The organism is Muricoccus vinaceus (genome assembly GCF_042433125.1).
GTDB classification, from domain to species: Bacteria; Pseudomonadota; Alphaproteobacteria; order Acetobacterales; family Acetobacteraceae; genus Roseomonas; species Roseomonas vinacea.
In genome coordinates this window covers 175,398-195,369 of sequence record NZ_JBHLVZ010000083.1, presented here as the reverse complement: position 1 = coordinate 195,369, position 19,972 = coordinate 175,398, and the positions used below count along the sequence as shown (strand labels likewise).

Genomic DNA, 19,972 nt, shown 5'->3' with positions numbered 1-19,972 from the left:
TTCAGGAACACACCGCTACATGGCATCTGCCACCACCCTCGACCGGCCCATGGCCGGCGGCGAGGACTTTGCCTCCCTTCTCGACGAGACGCTGGGCGCCGATACCGGCTTCGCCGGCTCCGTCGTCACGGGCAAGGTGATCCGGATCGATGACGACGTCGCCGTCGTCGATGTCGGTCTCAAGAGCGAGGGGCGCGTGCCGCTCCGCGAGTTCGCGGCCCAGGGCCAGAAGCCCGAGGTCAAGCCGGGCGACCTGATCGAGCTCTTCGTCGAGCGCTACGAGGACCGCGACGGCTCCATCGTGCTGTCGCGCGAGAAGGCGCGGCGCGAGGAGGCCTGGACCAACCTGGAGAAGCAGTTCCAGGCGCAGGTCCGCGTGAACGGCGTCATCTTCGGGCGCGTGAAGGGCGGCTTCACCGTCGACCTCGGCGGCGCCGTGGCCTTCCTTCCGGGCTCCCAGGTCGATATCCGCCCCGTGCGCGACGTCGGCCCGCTGATGGGCAGCCCGCAGCCCTTCCAGATCCTCAAGATGGACCGCGCCCGCGGGAACATCGTGGTGTCGCGCCGCGCCGTTCTCGAGGAGACGCGCGCCGAGCAGCGTTCCGAGCTGATCCAGGGCCTCAAGGAAGGCATGGTGCTCGACGGCGTGGTGAAGAACATCACCGACTACGGCGCCTTCGTGGACCTGGGCGGCGTGGACGGGCTGCTGCACGTCACCGACATCGCCTGGCGCCGCATCAACCACCCCTCCGAGGCCCTGACGATCGGGCAGCCGGTGAAGGTGCAGGTCATCCGCTTCAACTCCGAGACGCAGCGCATCTCGCTCGGCATGAAGCAGCTGATGTCCGACCCGTGGGAGGGCGTCGCCGCCAAGTACCCGGTGCAGGGCAAGTTCTCCGGCCGCGTGACGAACATCACCGACTACGGCGCCTTCGTGGAGCTGGAGCCGGGCGTCGAGGGCCTGGTGCACGTGTCCGAGATGTCCTGGACGAAGAAGAACGTCCATCCGGGCAAGATCGTCGCCACTTCGCAGGAAGTGGAGGTGGTCATCCTGGACGTGGACGAGCCCAAGCGCCGCATCTCGCTCGGCCTCAAGCAGGCGCAGGGCAACCCGTGGGAGGTCTTCATGGAGACCCACGCCCCGGGGACGGTCGTCGAGGGCGAGATCCGCAACATCACCGAGTTCGGGCTGTTCGTGGGCCTGGCCCCGGAGATCGACGGCATGGTCCACATGTCCGACCTGTCGTGGGACCTTTCGCCCGAGCAGGCGATGGCGAACTACAACAAGGGCGACATGGTCAAGGCCAAGGTCCTTGATATCGACGTCGAGAAGGAGCGCATCTCGCTCGGCATCAAGCAGCTCGAGGCCGATCCGGCCGCCGAGGTGCTGGACAAGGTGAAGAAGGGTGAGATCGTCACCTGCATCGTCACCAAGGTCGAGGCCAACGGCATCGAGGTGAAGATCGACGAGGTCCTCACCGGCTTCATCCGTCGCGCCGAGCTGGCCCGCGACCGCGGCGACCAGCGCCCCGAGAAGTTCGCGATCGGCGAGAAGGTGGATGCCAAGGTCACCGGCATCGACCGCGCCGCCCGCCGCCTGGCCCTGACCATCAAGGGCAAGGAGATCGAGGAGGAGCGCGAGGCGGTGAAGGAGTTCGGGACGTCCGACAGCGGTGCTTCGCTGGGCGACATCCTGGGCGCCGCCATCCGCCGCCGGAACCTGTCCACGGACGAGTGATCGTCCGGGCTGAACCGAAGGAGGGCCGCCCCGCGAGGGGCGGCCCTTTTTCGTTCAGGGCGCCCCCTCAGGCCGGGCGCGGCACCGCCTGGCGGGCGAGCAGCTTCCAGTCGCCGCCCTGCTTCTGAAAAACGAGCAGCACGCCGATCCGCACGTTGCCGGGCCGCCCGCCATCCATGGTCTGGGCGGTAAGAAGGTGCCGGACCGTGGCGACATCGCCCGACACGTGGATGGCCTGTTCCGACAGGTCGATGCTGCGGAAGACGCTGCGCCCCTCCACGATGGAGGCGACGAACTGCTCCTTGTTCTCGAGCCGGCCGGAGGAGTGCCCATAGGTCAGGGCATCGGCGGCGGCGGCCTCCAGCCCGGCGCGGTCGGCCGAGATCATGGCCTGGCGCAGCCGTTCGACGGCATTGCCCACGGCAGCCTCTTCCGTGGACCGGGTACCGGCCGTCGGAGCGGCTGTCTGGGCCATGGCGGATGCCGCGCCGAGCAGGGCGAGGGTCCCCCCGGCGGCGATGGCGAGATGACGGCGGGAATGGGGCACGCGTTCCTCCTGGCATTCTGCCTCGGCGCTTCGCGCCGGGAGAAAGGCTAGGAGGGATCCACCCGCGCCGTCACCCCCTCTCTGCCACGAGCTCAGCCCATCATGAGGCACCCTGCCGGCCTTGGCAGGCGTGGCCATGGCGGATGGGCTTCAACGGTCGTGACCTGTCCTGGCGTGATGCGCCGCAACACGCCGCGGAGGCATGCGCCGCCCTTGCCCGCGCGGGCTGCTCGTGCCCCGCGGCGGCACGGCCGGAGCTCCCGGGGCAGGACCGGCCGCAGCGCGGCCCGGGCCGCTTCCTGCGGGCGCGGACTGCGCGCTTCATGCAGCCAGACAACATGCCGAACGGCTCCTGAACGGAAACGGCACGCGGGGGAAGTGGCGGAGGTTGTCGCCACCCTGCCAGGCAGCTCCGGCTGGGCCAGCCCGGCCGTCGCGTCTCCATGCCGGCGCACATTCCACCCACGCAGATGTCGAGGTGAGCATCCTGCCCCTGCCCCTGCCCCTGCCCCTGCCCCTGCCCCTGCCCCTGCCCCGACCTCCTCCGGCCGCTGATGCTCCCCCACCCTCCCGAAGCCCCCGGCGGCTTCCAGGGGCGAAGGCCGTGCGGCCTCATTCTCTCGGAAGGGCTGCTGATGCTACCTTGGTGCATCGCCCTCAAGATGGCCGATTGCCTCGCGTGATGTGCTGGCTGCAGTGGTGAGCCTGGTAAGGAAAGTACGATGGACGATGATATCCACCGGTTGAACGCGATGATCGAGGCAGAACGAACCAAGCAGCACGAGATGCTGGCCGCACACCGCGCCGAAATCCAGCGAATCCAGGAGAAGCTTGAGCAGGAAAGGCACAACCTTGCCGAGCGGATCGCCGAGCAGCGCGAGGAAATCCGTGCTCTGAGCGCGCGGATTGAAATCAGCGAGGCGCGGACAAAGGCCGCGGAGGAACGGCTGCAGGACTCGGAAAGATGGAGGGGCATCCTGGCGGCCCGGGCCGACGCCGCCGAAAAACGGCTGGAAGACCTTCTGCGGTCAACATCTTGGGCGGCCACTGCACCGCTGCGATTCGCGATGGAACGCGTTCGGGTTGTTAAGCGCTTCTTCCGTGCCCCGGCCGGCAAGGATCCGGCGGTGCTCGCGCACCAGGGCGAACCGGCGCTCCATGAAGCGGCGGTCGCGAGTTATGCCGCCTGGTCCGCGCGCTTCGATACGCCTGACGTTGAGGACACGAAGCGACTGCAGGTAAGCGCAGGCGATGTTCCCGAGGCTTTCTTTTTCATCGGGGCTTCCTCGGGAACTCTCGCGTTTCTCGACCGGACGCTTGAAGCCCTTCGCATGATCGTCGGGCTCCGCTGGCATGCCCAGATCATCTTCGATGAAGAATGCAATGCAAGAACATCCGAGGCACATGCCCATGCCTTGATCGATGACCCACGTTTCCTCCAAGCGGGCGACACGACCCCTGCTGATGCGGTGGTCCTCCTGCTTGAGGCGGGGGCCATCCCGCGTCCCCATGGGCCGAGAATCCTCGTCGATGCCCTTGCCGCAGATCAAACGGCCATGCTGGCTTATTCTGATGAGGATCGCCTCGGCGCCGATGGAGTGCCCCACACTCCCTTCTTCAAGCCAAAATTCGCGAGGCGCCTTGCTGAAGCCGGCATCCTTCTGGGGAAAATGACGGCGGTACGCCCTTCCGTGCACGGCATCGCCGGGCTTGCAAGCCGCCTGCGGATGATGGGTGGCGGGGCTGCCTCCCTCGCGCGGGACATCGCACTTGAACTGGCCGATCGAAAGATCCTGCACGTTCCGCATGTCACGTTTCACGACGTCGCACTCCCCCGGGTTCCATCGCCATCGACTCCGCCTCTGCCGGATCGTCTGCCGGGCGTCAGCATTGTCATTCCGACCCGCGACAGCTGGAACCTTCTCCAGGCATGCCTGGCCAGCCTGAAGATGACCGACTGGCCTCGCCACCAGCTTGACGTGATTGTTGTGGACAATAACTCGACGGAGGCCGAAACGCTTGACGGACTCGCGCAGGCGGAGGCCGCAGGAGAGATCCGGGTCCTGCGCGACCCGCATCCTTTCAATTACGCAAGACTGAACAACGCCGCGGCGCAACTCGCGCGCGGTGAACTTCTGGTGCTGCTGAACAACGATACGGAGGTGCTTGATCCGGCATGGCTCAAGAAGCTCGCGGCCTATGCCCTGCTTCCCGACGCCGGAGCGGTCGGCACCAAGTTGCTTTACGGCGATGGCAAGGTGCAGCACGGGGGCATCATCCTTGGCGTGCAGGGGGCGGCAGCGCACGCCCATCTTTTTCTGGGTGCCGAGGACCCGGGCTATGCAGGCCTCGCCAAACTGACGCACGAGATCTCCGCCGTCACGGGAGCCTGCCTGATGGTGCGGCGCGACCGATTCCTCGCAGTGGGCGGGTTGCGAGAGGAATTCCGCGTTTCGTTCAACGACGTGATGCTCTGCCTCGATCTTCTGATGCAGGGCCTCGACAACTTCTACGTCGGCGACCCTCTGATCACCCATCATGAAAGCAAAACCCGCGGCTACGACGACACCCCGGAAAAGATCCGCCTCGCCCGTCACGAAACATGCCTTGCACTGCGCGTGTACCCTGAGTTGTTTCGCAATGATCCGTTCTATTCGCCGAACCTCTCGCTGGAGGTTCCATACAAGCTCGCCTTCGCACCACGCCGGCGTTCTGCATGGAAGGCCCCGGCCGCGCAGTCACTCAAGGTGCTTTTTCTTTCGATCACATACGCCCGCGGCCATGGCGTGGCGGTTGTGATCGAGCAGCAGGTGCGGGCTCTTGTTAAAGCGGGGCATCAGGTCCTTCTTGCGGGTGAAAAGTCGGATCGCGATTTCGGCTTCGGCGAACAGGCGATCTTCGAGGTGCATGATCCACGCTCTGCAGCGACGCTGGCCAGCGATCTCAATGTCGATGTGATCGTCGCTCACACGCCGCCTTATTTCGGGGTTGCTCGCTGGGTCGGCACCTACCCGCCTGTCCTTGCCTACGACTATGGCGAACCGCCGCCCGAACTGTTTTCGGAAGCACCGGAACGGCGCAATCAGCTTGAGATAAAGGCGATGGAACTCGCCGCGGCCACTCGGGTGCTGGCGATCTCGGACGCTGTGGCGAATGAGGCTGCCTTTCCGCCGGACGGCGTCGTTCCGCTGGGAAATTCACATCTCGGACGATGGGATGAGCTGGCGGCGCGGCGGCGGACGACCGTGCGCGCCGACCGGGGCTGGGAAGACAGCACCGTCATTCTGAACGTCTGCCGCTTTCACGCCGGGGAACGTGCCTACAAGGGTGTCGACACTTACACGTTCATGAGGGATTCGCTCATGAGAATGAACCCGGCACTCGGCTCGAAGACGGTCTTTGTTCTTTGCGGCAAGGGAACGGCCGATGATGTCGTCGCGATGGAGGGATGCGGCCTGACGGTGATCGCGAACGTGGATGACGAGGAGATGTTTGACCTTTATGCGGCCTCCGATTTCTACGCGAGCTTCTCCCGCTGGGAGGGCTACAATCTCGGCATCGGCCAGGCGCTTGCCATGGGTCTTCCGGTCATTGCCTCGGATATACCCGCGCATAAGGCCTTCGGCGTGGCGGTCACGAACGACCCGGACGAAGCAGCTCGCTTCATCGTCAACGAAAGCGGCGCGCCGAGGAACCGCGTTCCGCGGATCTGGGAATGGAAGGAGCCGCTGGAAAGCTTCGTTGCCCAGGTGGAGGAGGTTGCGAGAGGCGGCCAGGCCCGTCGGGTGCACCAGGGGGGGCACAAAAGATGATCCCCACCACACCGGGCTGAGGAAACCTGCCCCGGCGGATCTGTTGGCCATCTCCCCACCTGCGCTGCCTCGCAAGGCAGGTGGGCGAACCGAGGGGTCGGACAAACCGGCCCTTCTGCGAGGAGTCTTGCCTCGTGTTCCCACGGCGGTGGAACCCGGCGACGGGGACTTGCTCAACCAAGCACCCCCACCTTCCCGTTCTCGCATAAGGTCAGAGCGAAGACGCCCTGGGATTGCTCAGAGGCTGCCCCGGGCAGTCGCCCCGCCCGGTCGGCGCTGGCCTACCCCTTGACGCCGTTCAGCATGGTCGCGGGCACCGCCTCCGGGCCGGCTCGCCCTGGCCCTGTGGGCACCTCAACCTGCCGCAGCTTGCTCACGCTCCGCTCGGCCCTCGGCGTCCTCTTCCGCCCCTCCACGGCCTCCTCGAAACAGCCACTGAAGAACATAACCTCCGATGGGGCAGATCATTCACACACCCATATTTGATTGCGCTAGCGCATTGGCGAATTCGTTCTGACACCCTACTGTGTTAACGTATCGTTGTTCGATGTATTTTCTCGCTGGTTCGTTCATTCGGAGGCGTTTCTTATGGCTTTCAGCCCTATTCCCACCAACAATGCTGATAATATCAGCAGCGACGGCATTGGCGACTTCATTGCGGCGCTCGGCGGGAATGACAGTGTTTTCGGCAATGGCGGCAACGACACATTGGATGGCGGCGACGGAAGCGACGCGCTTTCCGGTGGCGATGGAGACGACCTCCTGCGGGGCGGCGGCGGCCCGGTCGACACCATGAGGGGCGATGCCGGCAACGACATCTTGATCGGCGGCGCAGGCGGGAACGCCATGTTTGGCGGCTCTGGGAACGATGTCTTCATTCGCGGCGGCGTGCTGAACCAGTTCTTCGGCGACGAAGGCTATGACATCGAGCTTGCCTCGGGCGTCGGCCGCCGCGGTGCCACCTTTAGCCTGGAAGGCGGCACGTCCACCCGCAACGTCCAAGGCGTCAGGGACACCTATACTGGCGTCGAGGTGGTCCAGTATGCTGATGGGCGGGAGGTGTTCGACCTCAATGACCCGGCTGCCCAGGTCGTGCGGCTTTACCAGGCGGCTTTGGGCCGCGCACCCGAACAGTTCGGACAGAATTTCTGGGACACGAAGCTGCAGGCAGGGCAGGGCAGCCTCGCGGACCTGGCGCAGGGCTTTTTGAATTCCGTTGAGTTTGTCGGCCGTTTTGGCAACAACCTCGATAATCAAACGCTCATGGTTCGTCTGTACGAGAATGTGCTGGGACGGGCGCCTGATCAGGCCGGCCTCACTGACTGGGTGAACACGCTGAATGCGGGTGAAACCCGCGCCTCCGTTCTCGCCCGCTTCTCGGAGTCCGGCGAGAATGTCAGTCGGACCGCTCCTTTCATCCAGGCCGGCGTCTGGGATCTGTCGGAGCACGCCGCGCAGGTCGCCCGCCTTTACGACACGACCTTCGGGCGTGTGCCCGATGTGACGGGGCTGCAAGCTTGGCGCGAGCAGCTGGATGCCGGATCGCAAAGCCTGTTGGACGTGACGACCGGCTTCGTCAACAGCTCGGAATTCGTGTCCCGCTACGGTGCGGCGGTGGATACCGGCAGCTTCGTCGAGTTGCTCTACCAGAACACGCTTCACCGTGCTTCCGACGCGGCGGGAAAGCAGGGCTGGGTCAACGCCCTCGATGCGGGCGTCTACAGCAGGGCCCAGGTGGTGATCGGCTTTTCCGAAAGCACCGAGCATCAGTTCCTGACCAGCGGGAACATCCTCAACGAGAACCCGGGTCAGTTCGGCATTCTTTTCGCGGGGTGAGCGACTCTGTCGCGCAGCTTTGCCGTCGGGAACCGAGGTTCCTTGCTGGACCCAGTGCCGGCCGGGCGGTTCCCGCGCCGGTCCGGTGCCATGGCATGGACCCGTTGATGCGGTCCTGCGGCGAGCCGCCGACGAGGCGTTTGGCAAATCGGTGAAGTGGCTCTGCGGGTCGGTGTCTTCGGCTCCGCAGGGCCTTGACGAAAAGGCGAGCGGCCCGGCGGCAGCGTCCGTCCGGGCCGTTCGCGCATGAGGTGTTCTTGCGGCTGAAGCAGAGGAGCCTGCTGGCACGCTCCATGGTTGTTGGCATCCGGCAACGGCGAGCCCCGGCCGTCCCGACCCGCCGGCATGGTTCAGGGATGACAAGGCGGGTCGGCAGCGGGCATGGCGGATGCGCTGACTGGCATGCGTGCCATTCACCCGCGGCCCATCCCGATCGAGGGCGCCGGTCTTGTTGAAGACCGGTTGTTCGGGGTTCAGGCCAGGCCAGGCCAGGCCGAACACCGAACCGGGCGCGGCGCCTGGCCGCGACGTCGGCCGCCCTTGCTCGGCTGCATGCGCCGCTGTCGGGCTGGCCCACCAGCCACAAGCCGGGGCCGCAGCTTGGGAGGGTGCTGACCGAATGGCATGGGCAGGCCCGGCCCATCGAGCCTCCGGGGAGGGGCTCGCGGCCGAAACCCGGCCCAGCGAGGCCGCCCGGCTGCTGGCCACCCCCCCTTTTCGTCGCCGGGCGCAACGGCCCGGGTGGCGGCGACCGGCAGCCGGGGAGGCGATGTCGACCTCCGCGAGAGGCTGATGCGCGGCGCGCGTGCGGCCGTTCGGGACAAGTCCTGCGATGGTGTCGCCGTCCGGGAGTTCAGCCCTTCGCGCTCCCCCGCCGCCGACGGTGGGACAAGGTCCTCGGAAGGTGGAAACGCGAGGGTCCGCCAGTGGATCTCGGGCTCTGAATCGGGGTAGAGCGCCGGGCGTCCACACCCGCAAGCTGCGCGGCACGGTGAGGCTGTGGCACGGATTCACTTTTGTGATACCCTTCCGGCACCTTGCGATCAGGATCCCGCGTGATGTCCGCCACTTCTTCGCCGCTCCATGTCCCTCCTTCAGGTGACCTCCGCGTCAGTGGCAACGTGACGGCGCGCGTGCTGGAGATCGCTGGCCCTTTGCTGATCGGGGTTCGCCGCTTCGGTGACCTGCGCGGCTACTTCATGGAAACCTTCAGCGAGCGGGACCTGCGCGCGGTGGGCGTGCCCGAGAGCTTTGTGCAGGACAACCAGTCGCTTTCCGAGCGCGTGGGAACGCTGCGCGGCATGCACTTCCAGCTCGCCCCCCGCGCCCAGGCCAAGCTGGTCCGGGTGCTGCGGGGCGCGATCCTGGACGTGGCGGTGGACATCCGTCCGGGCTCGCCCGGCTTCGGGCGCCACGTGGCCTGCCGCCTGGATGCCGAGGGAGCGGAGCAGCTCTATGTTCCCACCGGCTTTGCCCATGGCTTCGTGACGCTCGAGCCCGGCACCGAGGTCGCCTACAAGGTCAGCGACTACTACGCCCCCGAGCTCGACCGGGGCCTGGCCTGGGACGATCCGGACCTCGCCCTGCCCTGGCCCGTGCTGCCGGAGGGGCCCATCCTGTCCGAGAAGGACCGCCGGCACCCGCGCCTGCGCGACCTTCCGGATGCCACCTGAACCCCCATCGCCTGCTGAGACCCACACCATGCGCGTGATCGTTACCGGCGGCGCCGGCTTCATCGGCTCGGCGCTCGTGCGCCACCTCGTGCTCGACCTCGGCCATGAGGTGCTGGTGGTGGACAAGCTCACCTATGCCGGCGACCGCCGCACGATCGCCGCCTGCGAGGGGCGCCCCGGCTTCGCCTTCCTCCAGGCCGACATCTGCGACACCGAGGCCATGCGGGCCGCCTTCGCCGATTTCGCCCCCGACGCCGTGATGCACCTGGCCGCCGAGAGCCACGTGGACCGCTCCATCGCTTCGGCCGCGCCCTTTGTGCAGACCAACGTGATGGGCACCTTCGCCCTGCTGGAGGCGGCGCGCGCGCTGGTGGGCGGGTATGACGCCGCCCGGCGCGCGGCCTTCCGCTTCCTGCACGTCTCCACTGACGAGGTGTTCGGCTCCCTCGGCCCGACCGGCGCCTTCACCGAGACCACCCCCTACGACCCGCGCTCGCCCTATTCCGCCAGCAAGGCCGGCTCGGACCACCTGGCGCGCGCCTGGCACGAGACCTACGGTCTGCCCACCATCGTGACCAACTGCTCCAACAACTACGGCCCCTACCACTTCCCCGAGAAGCTGATCCCGCTGGTCACCCTCAACGCGCTGGAGGGCAGGCCGCTCCCGGTCTATGGCGACGGCGGCAACGTGCGCGACTGGCTCTTCGTGGAGGACCACGTCCGGGCGCTGGCCGCGGCCGTCACGCACGGCGTGCCCGGCGAGACCTACAACATCGGCGGCCGCGCCGAGCGCACCAACCTCGAGGTCGTCCACGCGATCTGCGACACCCTGGACCGGCTGCGCCCCGGCGCCACCCCGCGGCGCGACCTCATCACCTTCGTGGCCGACCGACCCGGACACGACCGCCGCTACGCCATCGACCCCGCCAAGGCCGAGCGGGAACTGGCCTGGCGCGCCTCCGTCACCTTCGAGGAAGGGATCGCGCGCACGGTGGCCTGGTTCCTGGAGAACGAAGCCTGGTGGCGACCGCTGCGGGACCGCTACGACGGACAACGCCTCGGATTGCTCAACAACAAGGGGACTCCCTGATGCGTGTGCTGGTTGCCGGCCGCACCGGCCAGCTCGCCCTTGAACTGCAGGACCGCCTTCCGCGGGATGGCCACCCGGTGGTGGCGCTGGAGGCGCCCGAGCTGGACCTGACGGACCGCGCCTCCATCCTCCGCGCGTTGGCCGAGGCCGAACCGGACATCGTGGTGAACGCCGCCGCCTTCACGGCCGTGGACCGCGCCGAGAACGAGCGCGACATGGCCTTCGCGGTGAACGCGATCGGCCCGGGCATGCTGGCCGCGGCCGCCGCCGCGCGCGGCCTGCCCTTTGTCCACCTGTCCACCGACTACGTCTTTTCCGGCGAGGGCGGCGCCCCCTACGCCGAGGAAGCCACCCCCGATCCCGCCGGGGTCTACGGCGCCTCCAAGCTGGCGGGAGAGCGCGCGGCCCTGGCAGCCAATCCCCGCACCGCCATCCTGCGCACCGCCTGGGTGTGCAGCCCGCACGGCGCCAACTTCGTGAAAACCATGCTGCGCCTGGGCGCCGAGCGGGAGGAGGTTTCCGTGGTGGCCGACCAGCACGGCGCCCCCACCTTCGCCGCCGACCTGGCCGATGCCATCGCCCGCATGCTGCCGCGCCTCGGCGCCGCGCCGGAGGGCGATCCCGCCTTCGGGGTGTTCCACCTGACGGGCCAGCCCTGGACCACCTGGCACGGCTTCGCCGAGGCCATCTTCGCGGGCGCCGCCGCCCGCGGCCACAAGGTGCCGCGCCTCTCGGCCATCACCACCGCCCAGTATCCCACTCCCGCCCGGCGGCCACCCGACGGGCGCCTGGATTGCGGGCGCATCCAGCGGGTGCACGGCATCGGCGCCGCCGATTGGCGCTCCTCCCTTTCGCGCTGCCTCGACGCGCTGATCGGGCCCATCACGAAGGATCAGGCATGAGCGCCCCCGCACAGATTCCGGCCACCAAGGGCATCCTGCTTGCGGGCGGGAGCGGGACGCGGCTCTACCCGGCGACCCTGGCCGTCTCCAAGCAGCTCCTGCCCGTCTACGACAAGCCGATGATCTACTACCCGCTCTCGGTGCTCATGCTGGCGGGCATCCAGGACATCCTGGTGATCTCGACGCCCCACGACCTGCCGCTCTTCCGCCGCCTGCTCGGCACCGGAGAGCAGTGGGGCATCCGCCTTTCCTACGCGGAGCAGGCGCATCCGGACGGGCTGGCCCAGGCCTTCATCCTGGGCGAGGAGTTCCTCGGCGGGGCTCCCTCGGCCCTCGTGCTCGGGGACAACATCTACCACGGGCACGACCTGGACGACCGGCTGGCGGAAGCGCGTGTGGAACGGGAAGGGGCCTCGGTCTTCGCCTATCGCGTGGCCGATCCGGAACGCTACGGCGTGGTGGAGTTCGACGACAGCTTCCGCGCGCTGTCGCTGGAGGAGAAGCCAGCGGTGCCGCGCTCCAACTGGGCGGTCACGGGCCTCTACTTCTACGACGGGCGCGCTCCCACACTCGCCCGCTCCCTCAAGCCCTCCCCGCGCGGAGAACTGGAAATCACCGACCTCAACCGCCTCTACATGGAGGAAGGGACGCTGCGCGTGATCCGCCTCGGCCGCGGCTATGCGTGGCTGGACACCGGCACGCATGACAGCCTGCTGGAGGCCGGGGAATACGTGCGCGCCATCGAGAAGCGCACGGGCACGAAGGTGGCGGCCCCGGAAGAGGTCGCCTGGCGGCTGGGGCTGATCAACGACGATGCGCTCCGCGCCCTGGCCGGCAGGCAAAGCAAGAGCGGCTACGGCTCTTACCTGGAAGGGCTGATTTCCTAGGAACACCCGGCCAGGCTGCCCCGCGCGCGGAGATGCCTTGCGGGCGCTGCGTGCGGTGTTCGCGGCAAGCGCTATCGCATCCCGGACGGCGATGGAGGGTGATCGCCGTCCCCGCACGGCCTCGCGGGTTTCGAAGCGGCGCTGCTGACGGAGCAGCGAGGCTGGTGATGACGGCACGCCCTCGCCGAGCCGAGGGCGCTGCGCCGAAAAGCAGCGGCCCGCACCCGCGACGCGCTATGCTGTCGATGCGTTCGACAGACTTGGAAAATTCCTAGGGACCTTCCCCCCCAGGGCTTTTGAACTGGGGCAAGGTTAGATGCTCGTTCTTGGCATAAAGAGGATACAGGATCCGGTCGTCAGCCGGTCTGCGCGAATTCCGTCGGGTCGGCTTTAACTGCAGGGCTGGGCGTTCGACGACATGCCAGGACAGGAACGCACACGCCATCGTCCCGATCAAAGACAAGGTTATGAAGGCGGCAAAACTGATCCCGTGCCCGAAGAAATGCATGACTGTTTGCTGCACGGGAAAGGAATACACATAAATACCGTAGGAGAAATCTCCGCGGCTGGCGGCAAACGACAGGATCTTCACCGGATGAAAGGCGATGCTGAGTATCAGAAAAGGCAGTGCGAGATGCAGAACCGGCTGCAAACGACTGCCTCCGAGAGTCAAGATGGCGATGAGCGTGGCAAGTGCGTAGGCGCCATGCAGCTTCGGTAGCTTCGGCCACCAGTGGAACAGCATCGAACCAGCATAGAAATAGGCCGCGACGTCAAGAGACTGCTTCATCTCCATATTCAGAAACCCGTGGGTGCCCGACACGAAGTAAGTTGCATAGTAATACGCCACGAAGGCTACGAGAGCGAACGCCGTGGTCGCTGCCTTGCTCGAAAGAACCCCGACGATCCCGAGGACCAGGGCAACAATATAACAGGCCACCTCGATTCTGATCGACCACAAAGAACCATTGAAGTAAATCGGGAAAACGTTGTGCTCGTATACGCCGGGAAGATAACCCTGAAGCCAGAATATGCCGAGCTGCCAGACATACCCGGAAACGCGCGCCGCGGAGAAATATTCGCTTAGCGGCAATTCGGTCAGCAGCGGACCGACGAACACCGTGCTGATAAAGAGAAAAACATACAGCCCCGGCAGCAACCTGAGCGCGCGCCGGATGGAAAACCGGACCGGGTCTGGATCCCGATTCCAGCTTTGCGCCACAAGGAAACCGCTGACGATGAAGAAGATATAGACAGCGAAGGTTCCCAGGGTGATCGAGCCGGTTAACAACGCCAGTGGCTCGGCCGGATTTGCGTACAGTGGGTAGCTGTGACTGATCAGCACGGCCAACGCTGCCAAAAGCCTTATGAAGTCCAGGTTATTGTCAGTGTGTTTGGCTGAATTCGTTGGTGGCTGCGGTCGTGACATCGTATTCAAGAGAATCCTCTATTGAATGCAATTAGTCCAGACCACTTCAGGCTTGCACGATCTCAGGGGTGTGGATGCGGGGCTGCCGATGGAGCAGCGGGGCCGGTGACGCCGCCGCCGCCGCAGGACCGGCGCGAGTGGTCCAGGCTGTTGAGGCGGGCGCCTCGGCGGCGACCACGCCGGCCCGGCGGGTGCGCCAGACCGGCAGCACGGCCCCAGCCCGAGACGGCGGCTACCGCAAGCCGCCACTGCCTGGGGGCGTGCCGCTCATGCTGGGGGGGGGCGCGTAACGGGCGAGATCTTCCTCGCCTGTGTCGGGCGGTTCCTCGCGCCCGCCCCGGCCAAAGGTGACGTGGTGCCCACGGACGACGTCCCGGCCCACAAGGTCGCAGCCCCGCGCCGGCGATCCGGACCACCCGTGCCGGCCTGCTCGCCCCGCCGCCCCACTCACCCGTCCCTTCGAGGCAGTGCCTCAAAGCCCATGGGACAGGCCTTCGCCAAGCTGAAGGCTTCTGCTCCGAAAGGCCACGGCCCGCCCGCGGGAGGCGCTCTGGACCACCATCGGCCTGCTCAACACCTTCACCCCAGCCGGATGCCGGAACCACCGCGCCAGCTCCGGCTTCGAGTGAAGCGGTAAGGCTCTAGGCCGGCTCCGTGGCCGGCCGCCCGTTCCCGCCGCCATCCCCGCACAGGCGCCGCACCTCGGCCAGCAGCGCCGGCCCGTCCCAGGCCGCGCCGCCTTCCAGCCGCGCCCGCTCCCGCCCCAGCCGGTCGATCAGCACCGTGGTGGGCAGCCCCCGCGCGCCCAGCGCCCGCGTCGCCGCCGAGTTCGGGTCCAGCCAGATGCCGAGGTTCCTCACCCCCGTGCGCGCGTAGAAGGGCTCCACCATCGCCCGCCCGTTGCGGTCGGACGAGGCGGGGATCACCAGGATGTCGTCGGCCGCGAGCAGCCCCGCCAGGCGATCCAGCGCCGGCATCTCCTCCACGCAGGGCGGGCACCACGTGGCCCAGAGGTTCAGCACCACCCCCTTCCCCGCGAAGAAGGGCATCTCCCGCCGCGCCCCCTCCGGGTCGGTCAGGGAAAAGGCGGGCAGGGGCTTCGGCCCGTCCAGCCGCAACGCCCCCGTGGCCGGGTTCCCGCTTCCCTGGGGCCCGCTTCCCTGAGCCCGCGCTGGACGCGGCGGGAGGCCCGCGCCTAGTGTCCCGCCCGCGAAAAGGCCCGCCGAAAGGGCCAGATGGCCGCGACGGCCGTAATTCTTCACCGAGAGACCTCCTCGCCCGTGCCCGACGACCAGCCGAACATCGCCAACGCAGCCCACGTCAACACGGCATGGGGCGGCCGCTACGCCGCCGGCCCCTCCGCCATCATGCAGGCGATCAACGCCTCCATCGGCTTCGACCGCAAGATGTGGCGCCAGGATATCCGCGGAAGCCTGGCCCATGCCGCCATGCTCGCGCATGTGGGCATCATCACCGCCGCCGACGAGTCCGCGATCCGCGACGGCCTCACCGCCATCGGCGCCGAGATCGAGGCGGGCGACTTCCCCTTCAGCGAGGCGCTGGAGGATATCCACATGAACATCGAGGCCCGCCTGACGGATCGCATCGGCGAGGCCGGCAAGCGCCTGCACACCGCGCGCTCGCGGAACGACCAGGTGGCGCTCGACGTCCGCCTCTGGACGCGCGACGCCATCGACGGCCTCGATGCCCAGATCGCCGACGTCATGCGCGCCTTCGCCGCCCGCGCGGCCGAGCACGCCGGCACGGTGATGCCCGGCTTTACCCACCTCCAGCCGGCGCAGCCCACCACCTTCGGCCACCACCTTCTGGCCTATGTGGAGATGCTGTCCCGCGACCGCGGGCGGCTGGCCGATTGCCGCGCCCGCCTGAACGAGAGCCCGCTCGGCGCCGCCGCCCTCTGCGGCACCGGCTTCCCGATCGACCGCCACATGACCGCCGAGGCACTCGGCTTCGACCGCCCCACCCGCAACAGCCTCGATTCCGTCGCCTCCCGCGACTTCGCCCTCGAGTTCCTGGCGGCCTGCGCCATCTGCGCCACCCACCTCTCCCGCTTCGCGGAGGAGGTGGTGATCTGGACCAACCCCTACTTCAACTTCGTGAAGCTGAGCGACGCCTTCACCACCGGCTCCTCCATCATGCCGCAGAAGCGTAACCCGGACGCGGCCGAGCTGGTCCGCGCCAAGCCCGGCCGCATCAACGGCGCCCTCGTCGGCCTGCTCACCGTGATGAAGGGCCTGCCGCTGACCTACGGAAAGGACATGCAGGAGGACAAGGAGGGCATCTTCGACGCCGCCGAGAACCTCGCCCTGGCGCTGGCCGCCACCGCCGGCATGGTGCGCGACATGCAGCCCGTGCCCGGCCGCCTAGCCGAGGCCGCCGGCGCCGGCTTCTCCACCGCCACCGACCTGGCGGACTGGCTGGTGCGCGAACTCAGGCTCCCCTTCCGCGACGCCCACCACGTCACCGGCCGCCTGGTCGCCAAGGCGGAGGGCATGGGCGTGGACCTCGCCGGGCTCACCATCGGGGAGATGCAGGCGGTGGAGCCCCGCATCACCGAGGGGGTCTTCGGCGTGCTCTCGGTGGCCGCCTCCGTCCGCTCCCGCACCTCCCACGGCGGCACGGCGCCCGCGAACGTCGCGGCCATGGCAAAGGAATGGCTGGAGCGCCTGGCATGAGGAACCTGCTTCTTCTCGCCGCCGTCCTGGCACTGGCGGGCTGCGGCCGCATCGGCCCGATCCGGGCGGACGGCCCGGCCAGCGCGATCATCTATCCGCGCGCCTACCCCTATTTCCCGCCGGGCTCGCAACCCGGCGCCCCCGCCGGCGCGGCCGCTCCCGGCACGGCACCGGCCACGCTGGGAACGCCGCTGCTGGTCGTGCCCGGCATCACCCGCTGAGCCCGCCGGAATGCGCGCCCTCGCCCTGATCCTCCTGGCCGCCGGGGCGGCGGGGGTGGTCACCACTCTCGTTCTCGCCACCTCCGGCGACACGGGGGGCGCCACGCGCGCGGCAGGGGTGGCCTCCTCCGCCCTGATCCTCGGAATGATCCTCTACCGGCGCTGATCCCGGCGCTGATCCCGGTGCTGCCCGCGGCGCCGACTGGGGCGCCGACCGGGGCGCCGCAGGGCTGGAATGCGCAGCCGCCGGTTGTGGCGGCGGGCCCGAAGCCCGATATCGTCCTCTCCGCGGGCGCAATCCTTCGCCCGCTCGAACGCGCCGCCCCCCCGCGCCACGACGTGCCATGCCGCACGCCCCCCGCGATCAGGCGCCCCTTCCTCCGGACGCCTTAGACCCATGCCCTTCGAATCCCTGCCCCAGCCTCTGCGCGACGCCCTGTCGGCGCGCGGCTACGCCACCCCCACCCCCGTCCAGGCCGCCGTGCTCGCCGAAGGCACCGCCGGGCGCGACCTGCTGGTTTCCGCCCGCACCGGCTCCGGCAAGACCGTGGCCTATGGCCTGGCGATGGCCGGCGACCTGCTGGGGGAGGGCACGCGCCTTCCCGCCCCCGGCCATCCGCTCGCCCTGATCGTGGCGCCGACGCGCGAACTGGCGCTGCAGGTCAAGACCGAGCTCACCTGGCTCTACGGCCCCTCGGGCGGCCGCATCGCCTCCTGCGTGGGCGGCATGGATCCGGTGGCCGAGCGCCGCGTTCTGTCCGCCGGCGTGCACATCGCGGTGGGAACCCCCGGCCGCGTGCGCGACCACATCGAGCGCAACAATCTCCGCACCGACGCCATCCGCGCCGTGGTGCTGGACGAGGCCGACGAGATGCTGGACCTCGGCTTCCGCGAGGAGCTGGAGGCCATTCTCGGCGCCCTGCCGGAAACCCGCCGCACCCTGCTCTTCTCCGCCACCGTGCCGCGCCCCATCGCGCAGATGGCCAAGCAGTTCCAGCGCGACGCGCTGCGCATCGAGGCCACCTCCGGCGACGAGCCGCATGGCGACATCACCTACCGCGCGGCCCTGGTTTCCCCCGGCGACGTGGAGCGCGCCGTGGTGAACGCGCTGCGGCTGGAGGAGGCGCCGATCTCCATGGTGTTCTGCGCCACCCGCGCGGCCGTGGCCCGCCTGCACGGCAACCTCTCGGAACGCGGCTTCGCGGCCGTCGCCCTGTCCGGCGAGCTTTCCCAGGCCGAGCGCACCCGCGCCCTGCAGAGCCTGCGTGATGGCCATGTGCGGATCTGCGTGGCCACCGACGTCGCCGCCCGCGGCATCGACCTGCCGGAGCTGGACCTCGTCATCCACGCGGAACTCCCGCGCGACCCCGACACGCTGCTGCACCGCTCCGGCCGCACGGGCCGGGCCGGGCGCAAGGGCACCAGCCTGCTGATCGTGCCCCCCTCCCGCCGCCGCATCGCCGAGCGCCTCATCTCCGCCGCCCGCGTCGAGGCCGCCTGGGGCCCCGCCCCCTCGGCCGAGGCCGTGCGCGCCAAGGACGCCGAGCGCATCGCCGCCCGCGCCCGCGAACTCCTGACGGAGGAGGCGGCCGAGGAGGACCTGGCCATCGCCCGCGCCCTGGTGGGCACCCCGCTCGCGGCCACCGCCGCCACCGCCGCCACCGTCGCGCCCTCCCCCAGCAACGACGACGCCGGCTGGAGCCAGCCGGCCGCCGACGAGGCCGCCACGGCCGAGGCCCCCGCGGCGGCGGCAACGCCGCTCGCCTCCGCGGCGGCAACGCCGCTCGCCCTGGCCGCAGCCCTGGTGAAGCTGATGCGCGCCCCGCTGCCGGCCCCGGAGGAACTCTCCCCGGTCATGGCGGACCGTCCCCGCCGCACGATGGCGGAAGGCCCCCGCGACGCCGGCGGCCCGCCGCCCCCCTCCGAGGGCGTGTGGTTCCGCCTGAGCATCGGCCGCGACGGCCAGGCCGACCCGCGCTGGCTGCTGCCCTTCCTCTGCAAGCGCGGCGACGTTTCGCGCGCGGAGATCGGCCGCATCCGCATCCTCGGGCGCGAAACCCAGGTGGAGGTGGCCCCCTATGCCGCCTCCCACTTCGCCACCAACGCCCGCAATGCCGGGGCCGAGGATGCGCATATCCGGGTGGAGTCCATGCAGCCCCTGCCCCGCGCCCAGGCCCCGCGCCCGCCGAAGCACCGCCGGGGCTGAAGGCGGCGTCCACCACCCCGGGCCGGGCAAGTGCCCGCCCGGGGCAGGGCGGTCAGGCCATTCCCAGGATAAAACGGTTTCGGCATAGTCGCGGCCCCGACCTCCGCAGGAGTGGCCGTGATCCCCGGGTTTGTCCCGTCCAGGCGCGCAAGGCTGCCCGCCATCGCGATCGCCGGGCTGCTCCTGGGCTTCGCCGCCGCGGCGGAGACGCCTCCCGCCTCCGGGCCGCCCGCTTCTTCGCCCGTCGCGGCGCCCATCCCCGCCGGGACCGCGCAGCGGCGCGCCCTCTATGTCCCCGCCCTGATCCGCTGGGCCGCCCTGGCGGGCATCCCGGCCGAGCTGGCCGATGCGGTGGCCGTGGTCGAGAGCGCCTACGAGCCTCGCGCCGTCGGCTCCTCAGGGGAGGTCGGCCTGATGCAGGTCATGCCAGCCACTGCCGCCATGCTCGGCTTCCGCGGGGGGGTGGAGGCGCTGATGGAGCCCGACACCAATCTCCGCTACGGCACCCAGTACCTTGCCGGCGCCTGGAGGCTGTCGGGCGGCGATCTCTGCTGGACCCTGGCCCGTTACCGCGCCGGCCACGGGGAGCAGCGGATGACGCCGCGCTCGGTGGATTACTGCCGCCGCGCCGTGGCCCATCTCGCCTGGCTCGGCTCCCCCCTTGCCGCCGTGGCCTTGGTGCCCGCCGCCCCGCCCGCGCCAGGACCGGCGCGCGAGCCCGTGGTGGCCGCCCCCCCACCCCTCCCGCCCTTGCTCCGGCGCGTGGAGGAAGAGCGGCAGCGCTTCCAGGCGATGCGCGACGCCCGGCTCCGCCTGGTGCGCAGCGAGATGCTGGCCTCGGCGGGCAGCGCCCGCAACGGGCTGCTCCAGCGCTGGCCGGGTCTGCGCCCGCCACCCTGATCCACTCCCAGCCTCCTGTCCTGTCATGACCGGCG

15 protein-coding genes are annotated in these 19,972 nt (G+C 68.9%); 12 read left to right on the top strand and 3 right to left on the bottom strand.

The window, feature by feature from the left end; genetic code table 11:
• The first annotated feature begins 19 nt into the window (after positions 1-19).
• Entirely contained in the window at positions 20-1,738 is a 1,719-nt protein-coding gene (gene rpsA, locus ACFFIC_RS22965) for a 30S ribosomal protein S1 (RefSeq protein ID WP_377054722.1), read from the top strand.
• A 67-nt stretch (positions 1,739-1,805) separates the two neighbouring features.
• Here the strand turns inward: rpsA and ACFFIC_RS22960 are convergent, their stop codons facing one another.
• Positions 1,806-2,285 (bottom strand): nuclear transport factor 2 family protein, encoded by a 480-nt coding sequence (locus tag ACFFIC_RS22960; protein ID WP_377054720.1) that lies wholly within the window; start codon positions 2,283-2,285, stop codon positions 1,806-1,808.
• Between the two features lie 722 nt (positions 2,286-3,007).
• On the opposite strand from ACFFIC_RS22960, the gene ACFFIC_RS22955 reads away from it, so the two are divergent.
• The 6 genes from ACFFIC_RS22955 to rfbA all read left to right on the top strand — a co-directional run bounded on the left by ACFFIC_RS22955 (position 3,008) and on the right by rfbA (position 12,485).
• Positions 3,008-6,097, top strand: a complete 3,090-nt coding sequence (locus ACFFIC_RS22955) for a glycosyltransferase (protein ID WP_377054718.1) — start codon at positions 3,008-3,010, stop codon at positions 6,095-6,097.
• 588 nt (positions 6,098-6,685) lie between these two features.
• Positions 6,686-7,933 carry a DUF4214 domain-containing protein gene (locus tag ACFFIC_RS22950; protein WP_377054716.1) on the top strand — a complete coding sequence of 416 codons (1,248 nt, stop codon included), beginning with the start codon at positions 6,686-6,688 and terminating at the stop codon, positions 7,931-7,933.
• 1,058 nt (positions 7,934-8,991) lie between these two features.
• Positions 8,992-9,606, top strand: coding sequence for a dTDP-4-dehydrorhamnose 3,5-epimerase (gene rfbC / locus ACFFIC_RS22945; RefSeq protein WP_377054714.1), 615 nt, complete (start codon positions 8,992-8,994; stop codon positions 9,604-9,606).
• 28 nt (positions 9,607-9,634) lie between these two features.
• A complete protein-coding gene (gene rfbB, locus ACFFIC_RS22940; RefSeq protein ID WP_377054712.1) occupies positions 9,635-10,696 on the top strand; it encodes a dTDP-glucose 4,6-dehydratase in 1,062 nt (353 codons plus the stop codon).
• A complete protein-coding gene (rfbD, locus tag ACFFIC_RS22935; protein WP_377054710.1) occupies positions 10,696-11,598 on the top strand; it encodes a dTDP-4-dehydrorhamnose reductase in 903 nt (300 codons plus the stop codon). The genes rfbB and rfbD overlap by 1 nt, the downstream gene beginning before the upstream one ends.
• Positions 11,595-12,485, top strand: coding sequence for a glucose-1-phosphate thymidylyltransferase RfbA (rfbA, locus tag ACFFIC_RS22930; RefSeq protein ID WP_377054708.1), 891 nt, complete (start codon positions 11,595-11,597; stop codon positions 12,483-12,485). Before rfbD ends, rfbA begins: the two co-directional genes overlap by 4 nt.
• Positions 12,486-12,756: 271 nt before the next feature.
• On the opposite strand, the gene ACFFIC_RS22925 is transcribed toward rfbA, so the two are convergent.
• Both ACFFIC_RS22925 and ACFFIC_RS22920 read right to left on the bottom strand, forming a co-directional pair.
• On the bottom strand, positions 12,757-13,914 hold the full coding sequence (locus ACFFIC_RS22925; protein ID WP_377054706.1) for an acyltransferase family protein: 1,158 nt from the start codon (positions 13,912-13,914) through the stop codon (positions 12,757-12,759).
• 641 nt (positions 13,915-14,555) lie between these two features.
• Complete coding sequence (locus tag ACFFIC_RS22920; RefSeq protein ID WP_377054704.1) at positions 14,556-15,176, bottom strand: TlpA family protein disulfide reductase; 621 nt, start codon at positions 15,174-15,176, stop codon at positions 14,556-14,558.
• An 18-nt stretch (positions 15,177-15,194) separates the two neighbouring features.
• Here ACFFIC_RS22920 and argH point away from each other — a divergent pair, with 18 nt between their 5' ends.
• The 5 genes from argH to ACFFIC_RS22895 all read left to right on the top strand — a co-directional run bounded on the left by argH (position 15,195) and on the right by ACFFIC_RS22895 (position 19,937).
• Positions 15,195-16,610 carry an argininosuccinate lyase gene (gene argH / locus ACFFIC_RS22915; protein WP_377054702.1) on the top strand — a complete coding sequence of 472 codons (1,416 nt, stop codon included), beginning with the start codon at positions 15,195-15,197 and terminating at the stop codon, positions 16,608-16,610.
• Positions 16,607-16,831 carry a hypothetical protein gene (locus tag ACFFIC_RS22910; RefSeq protein ID WP_377054700.1) on the top strand — a complete coding sequence of 75 codons (225 nt, stop codon included), beginning with the start codon at positions 16,607-16,609 and terminating at the stop codon, positions 16,829-16,831. The genes argH and ACFFIC_RS22910 overlap by 4 nt, the downstream gene beginning before the upstream one ends.
• A 10-nt stretch (positions 16,832-16,841) precedes the next feature.
• Positions 16,842-16,997, top strand: coding sequence for a hypothetical protein (locus ACFFIC_RS22905; RefSeq protein WP_377054698.1), 156 nt, complete (start codon positions 16,842-16,844; stop codon positions 16,995-16,997).
• 231 nt (positions 16,998-17,228) lie between these two features.
• Positions 17,229-19,037, top strand: a complete 1,809-nt coding sequence (locus ACFFIC_RS22900; protein WP_377054696.1) for a DEAD/DEAH box helicase — start codon at positions 17,229-17,231, stop codon at positions 19,035-19,037.
• Between the two features lie 117 nt (positions 19,038-19,154).
• Entirely contained in the window at positions 19,155-19,937 is a 783-nt protein-coding gene (locus ACFFIC_RS22895; RefSeq protein WP_377054694.1) for a lytic transglycosylase domain-containing protein, read from the top strand.
• Positions 19,938-19,972 lie beyond the last annotated feature (35 nt).

Coding starts and splice junctions, on each gene's coding strand:
- ACFFIC_RS22900 (WP_377054696.1), top strand. CDS start 17,229: ATGCCCTTCGAATCCCTGCCCCAGCCTCTGCGCGACGCCCTGTCGGCG.
- rpsA (WP_377054722.1), top strand. CDS start 20: ATGGCATCTGCCACCACCCTCGACCGGCCCATGGCCGGCGGCGAGGAC.
- ACFFIC_RS22950 (WP_377054716.1), top strand. CDS start 6,686: ATGGCTTTCAGCCCTATTCCCACCAACAATGCTGATAATATCAGCAGC.
- ACFFIC_RS22955 (WP_377054718.1), top strand. CDS start 3,008: ATGGACGATGATATCCACCGGTTGAACGCGATGATCGAGGCAGAACGA.
- rfbD (WP_377054710.1), top strand. CDS start 10,696: ATGCGTGTGCTGGTTGCCGGCCGCACCGGCCAGCTCGCCCTTGAACTG.
- rfbC (WP_377054714.1), top strand. CDS start 8,992: ATGTCCGCCACTTCTTCGCCGCTCCATGTCCCTCCTTCAGGTGACCTC.
- ACFFIC_RS22910 (WP_377054700.1), top strand. CDS start 16,607: ATGAGGAACCTGCTTCTTCTCGCCGCCGTCCTGGCACTGGCGGGCTGC.
- ACFFIC_RS22925 (WP_377054706.1), bottom strand. CDS start 13,914: ATGTCACGACCGCAGCCACCAACGAATTCAGCCAAACACACTGACAAT.
- rfbA (WP_377054708.1), top strand. CDS start 11,595: ATGAGCGCCCCCGCACAGATTCCGGCCACCAAGGGCATCCTGCTTGCG.
- rfbB (WP_377054712.1), top strand. CDS start 9,635: ATGCGCGTGATCGTTACCGGCGGCGCCGGCTTCATCGGCTCGGCGCTC.
- ACFFIC_RS22905 (WP_377054698.1), top strand. CDS start 16,842: ATGCGCGCCCTCGCCCTGATCCTCCTGGCCGCCGGGGCGGCGGGGGTG.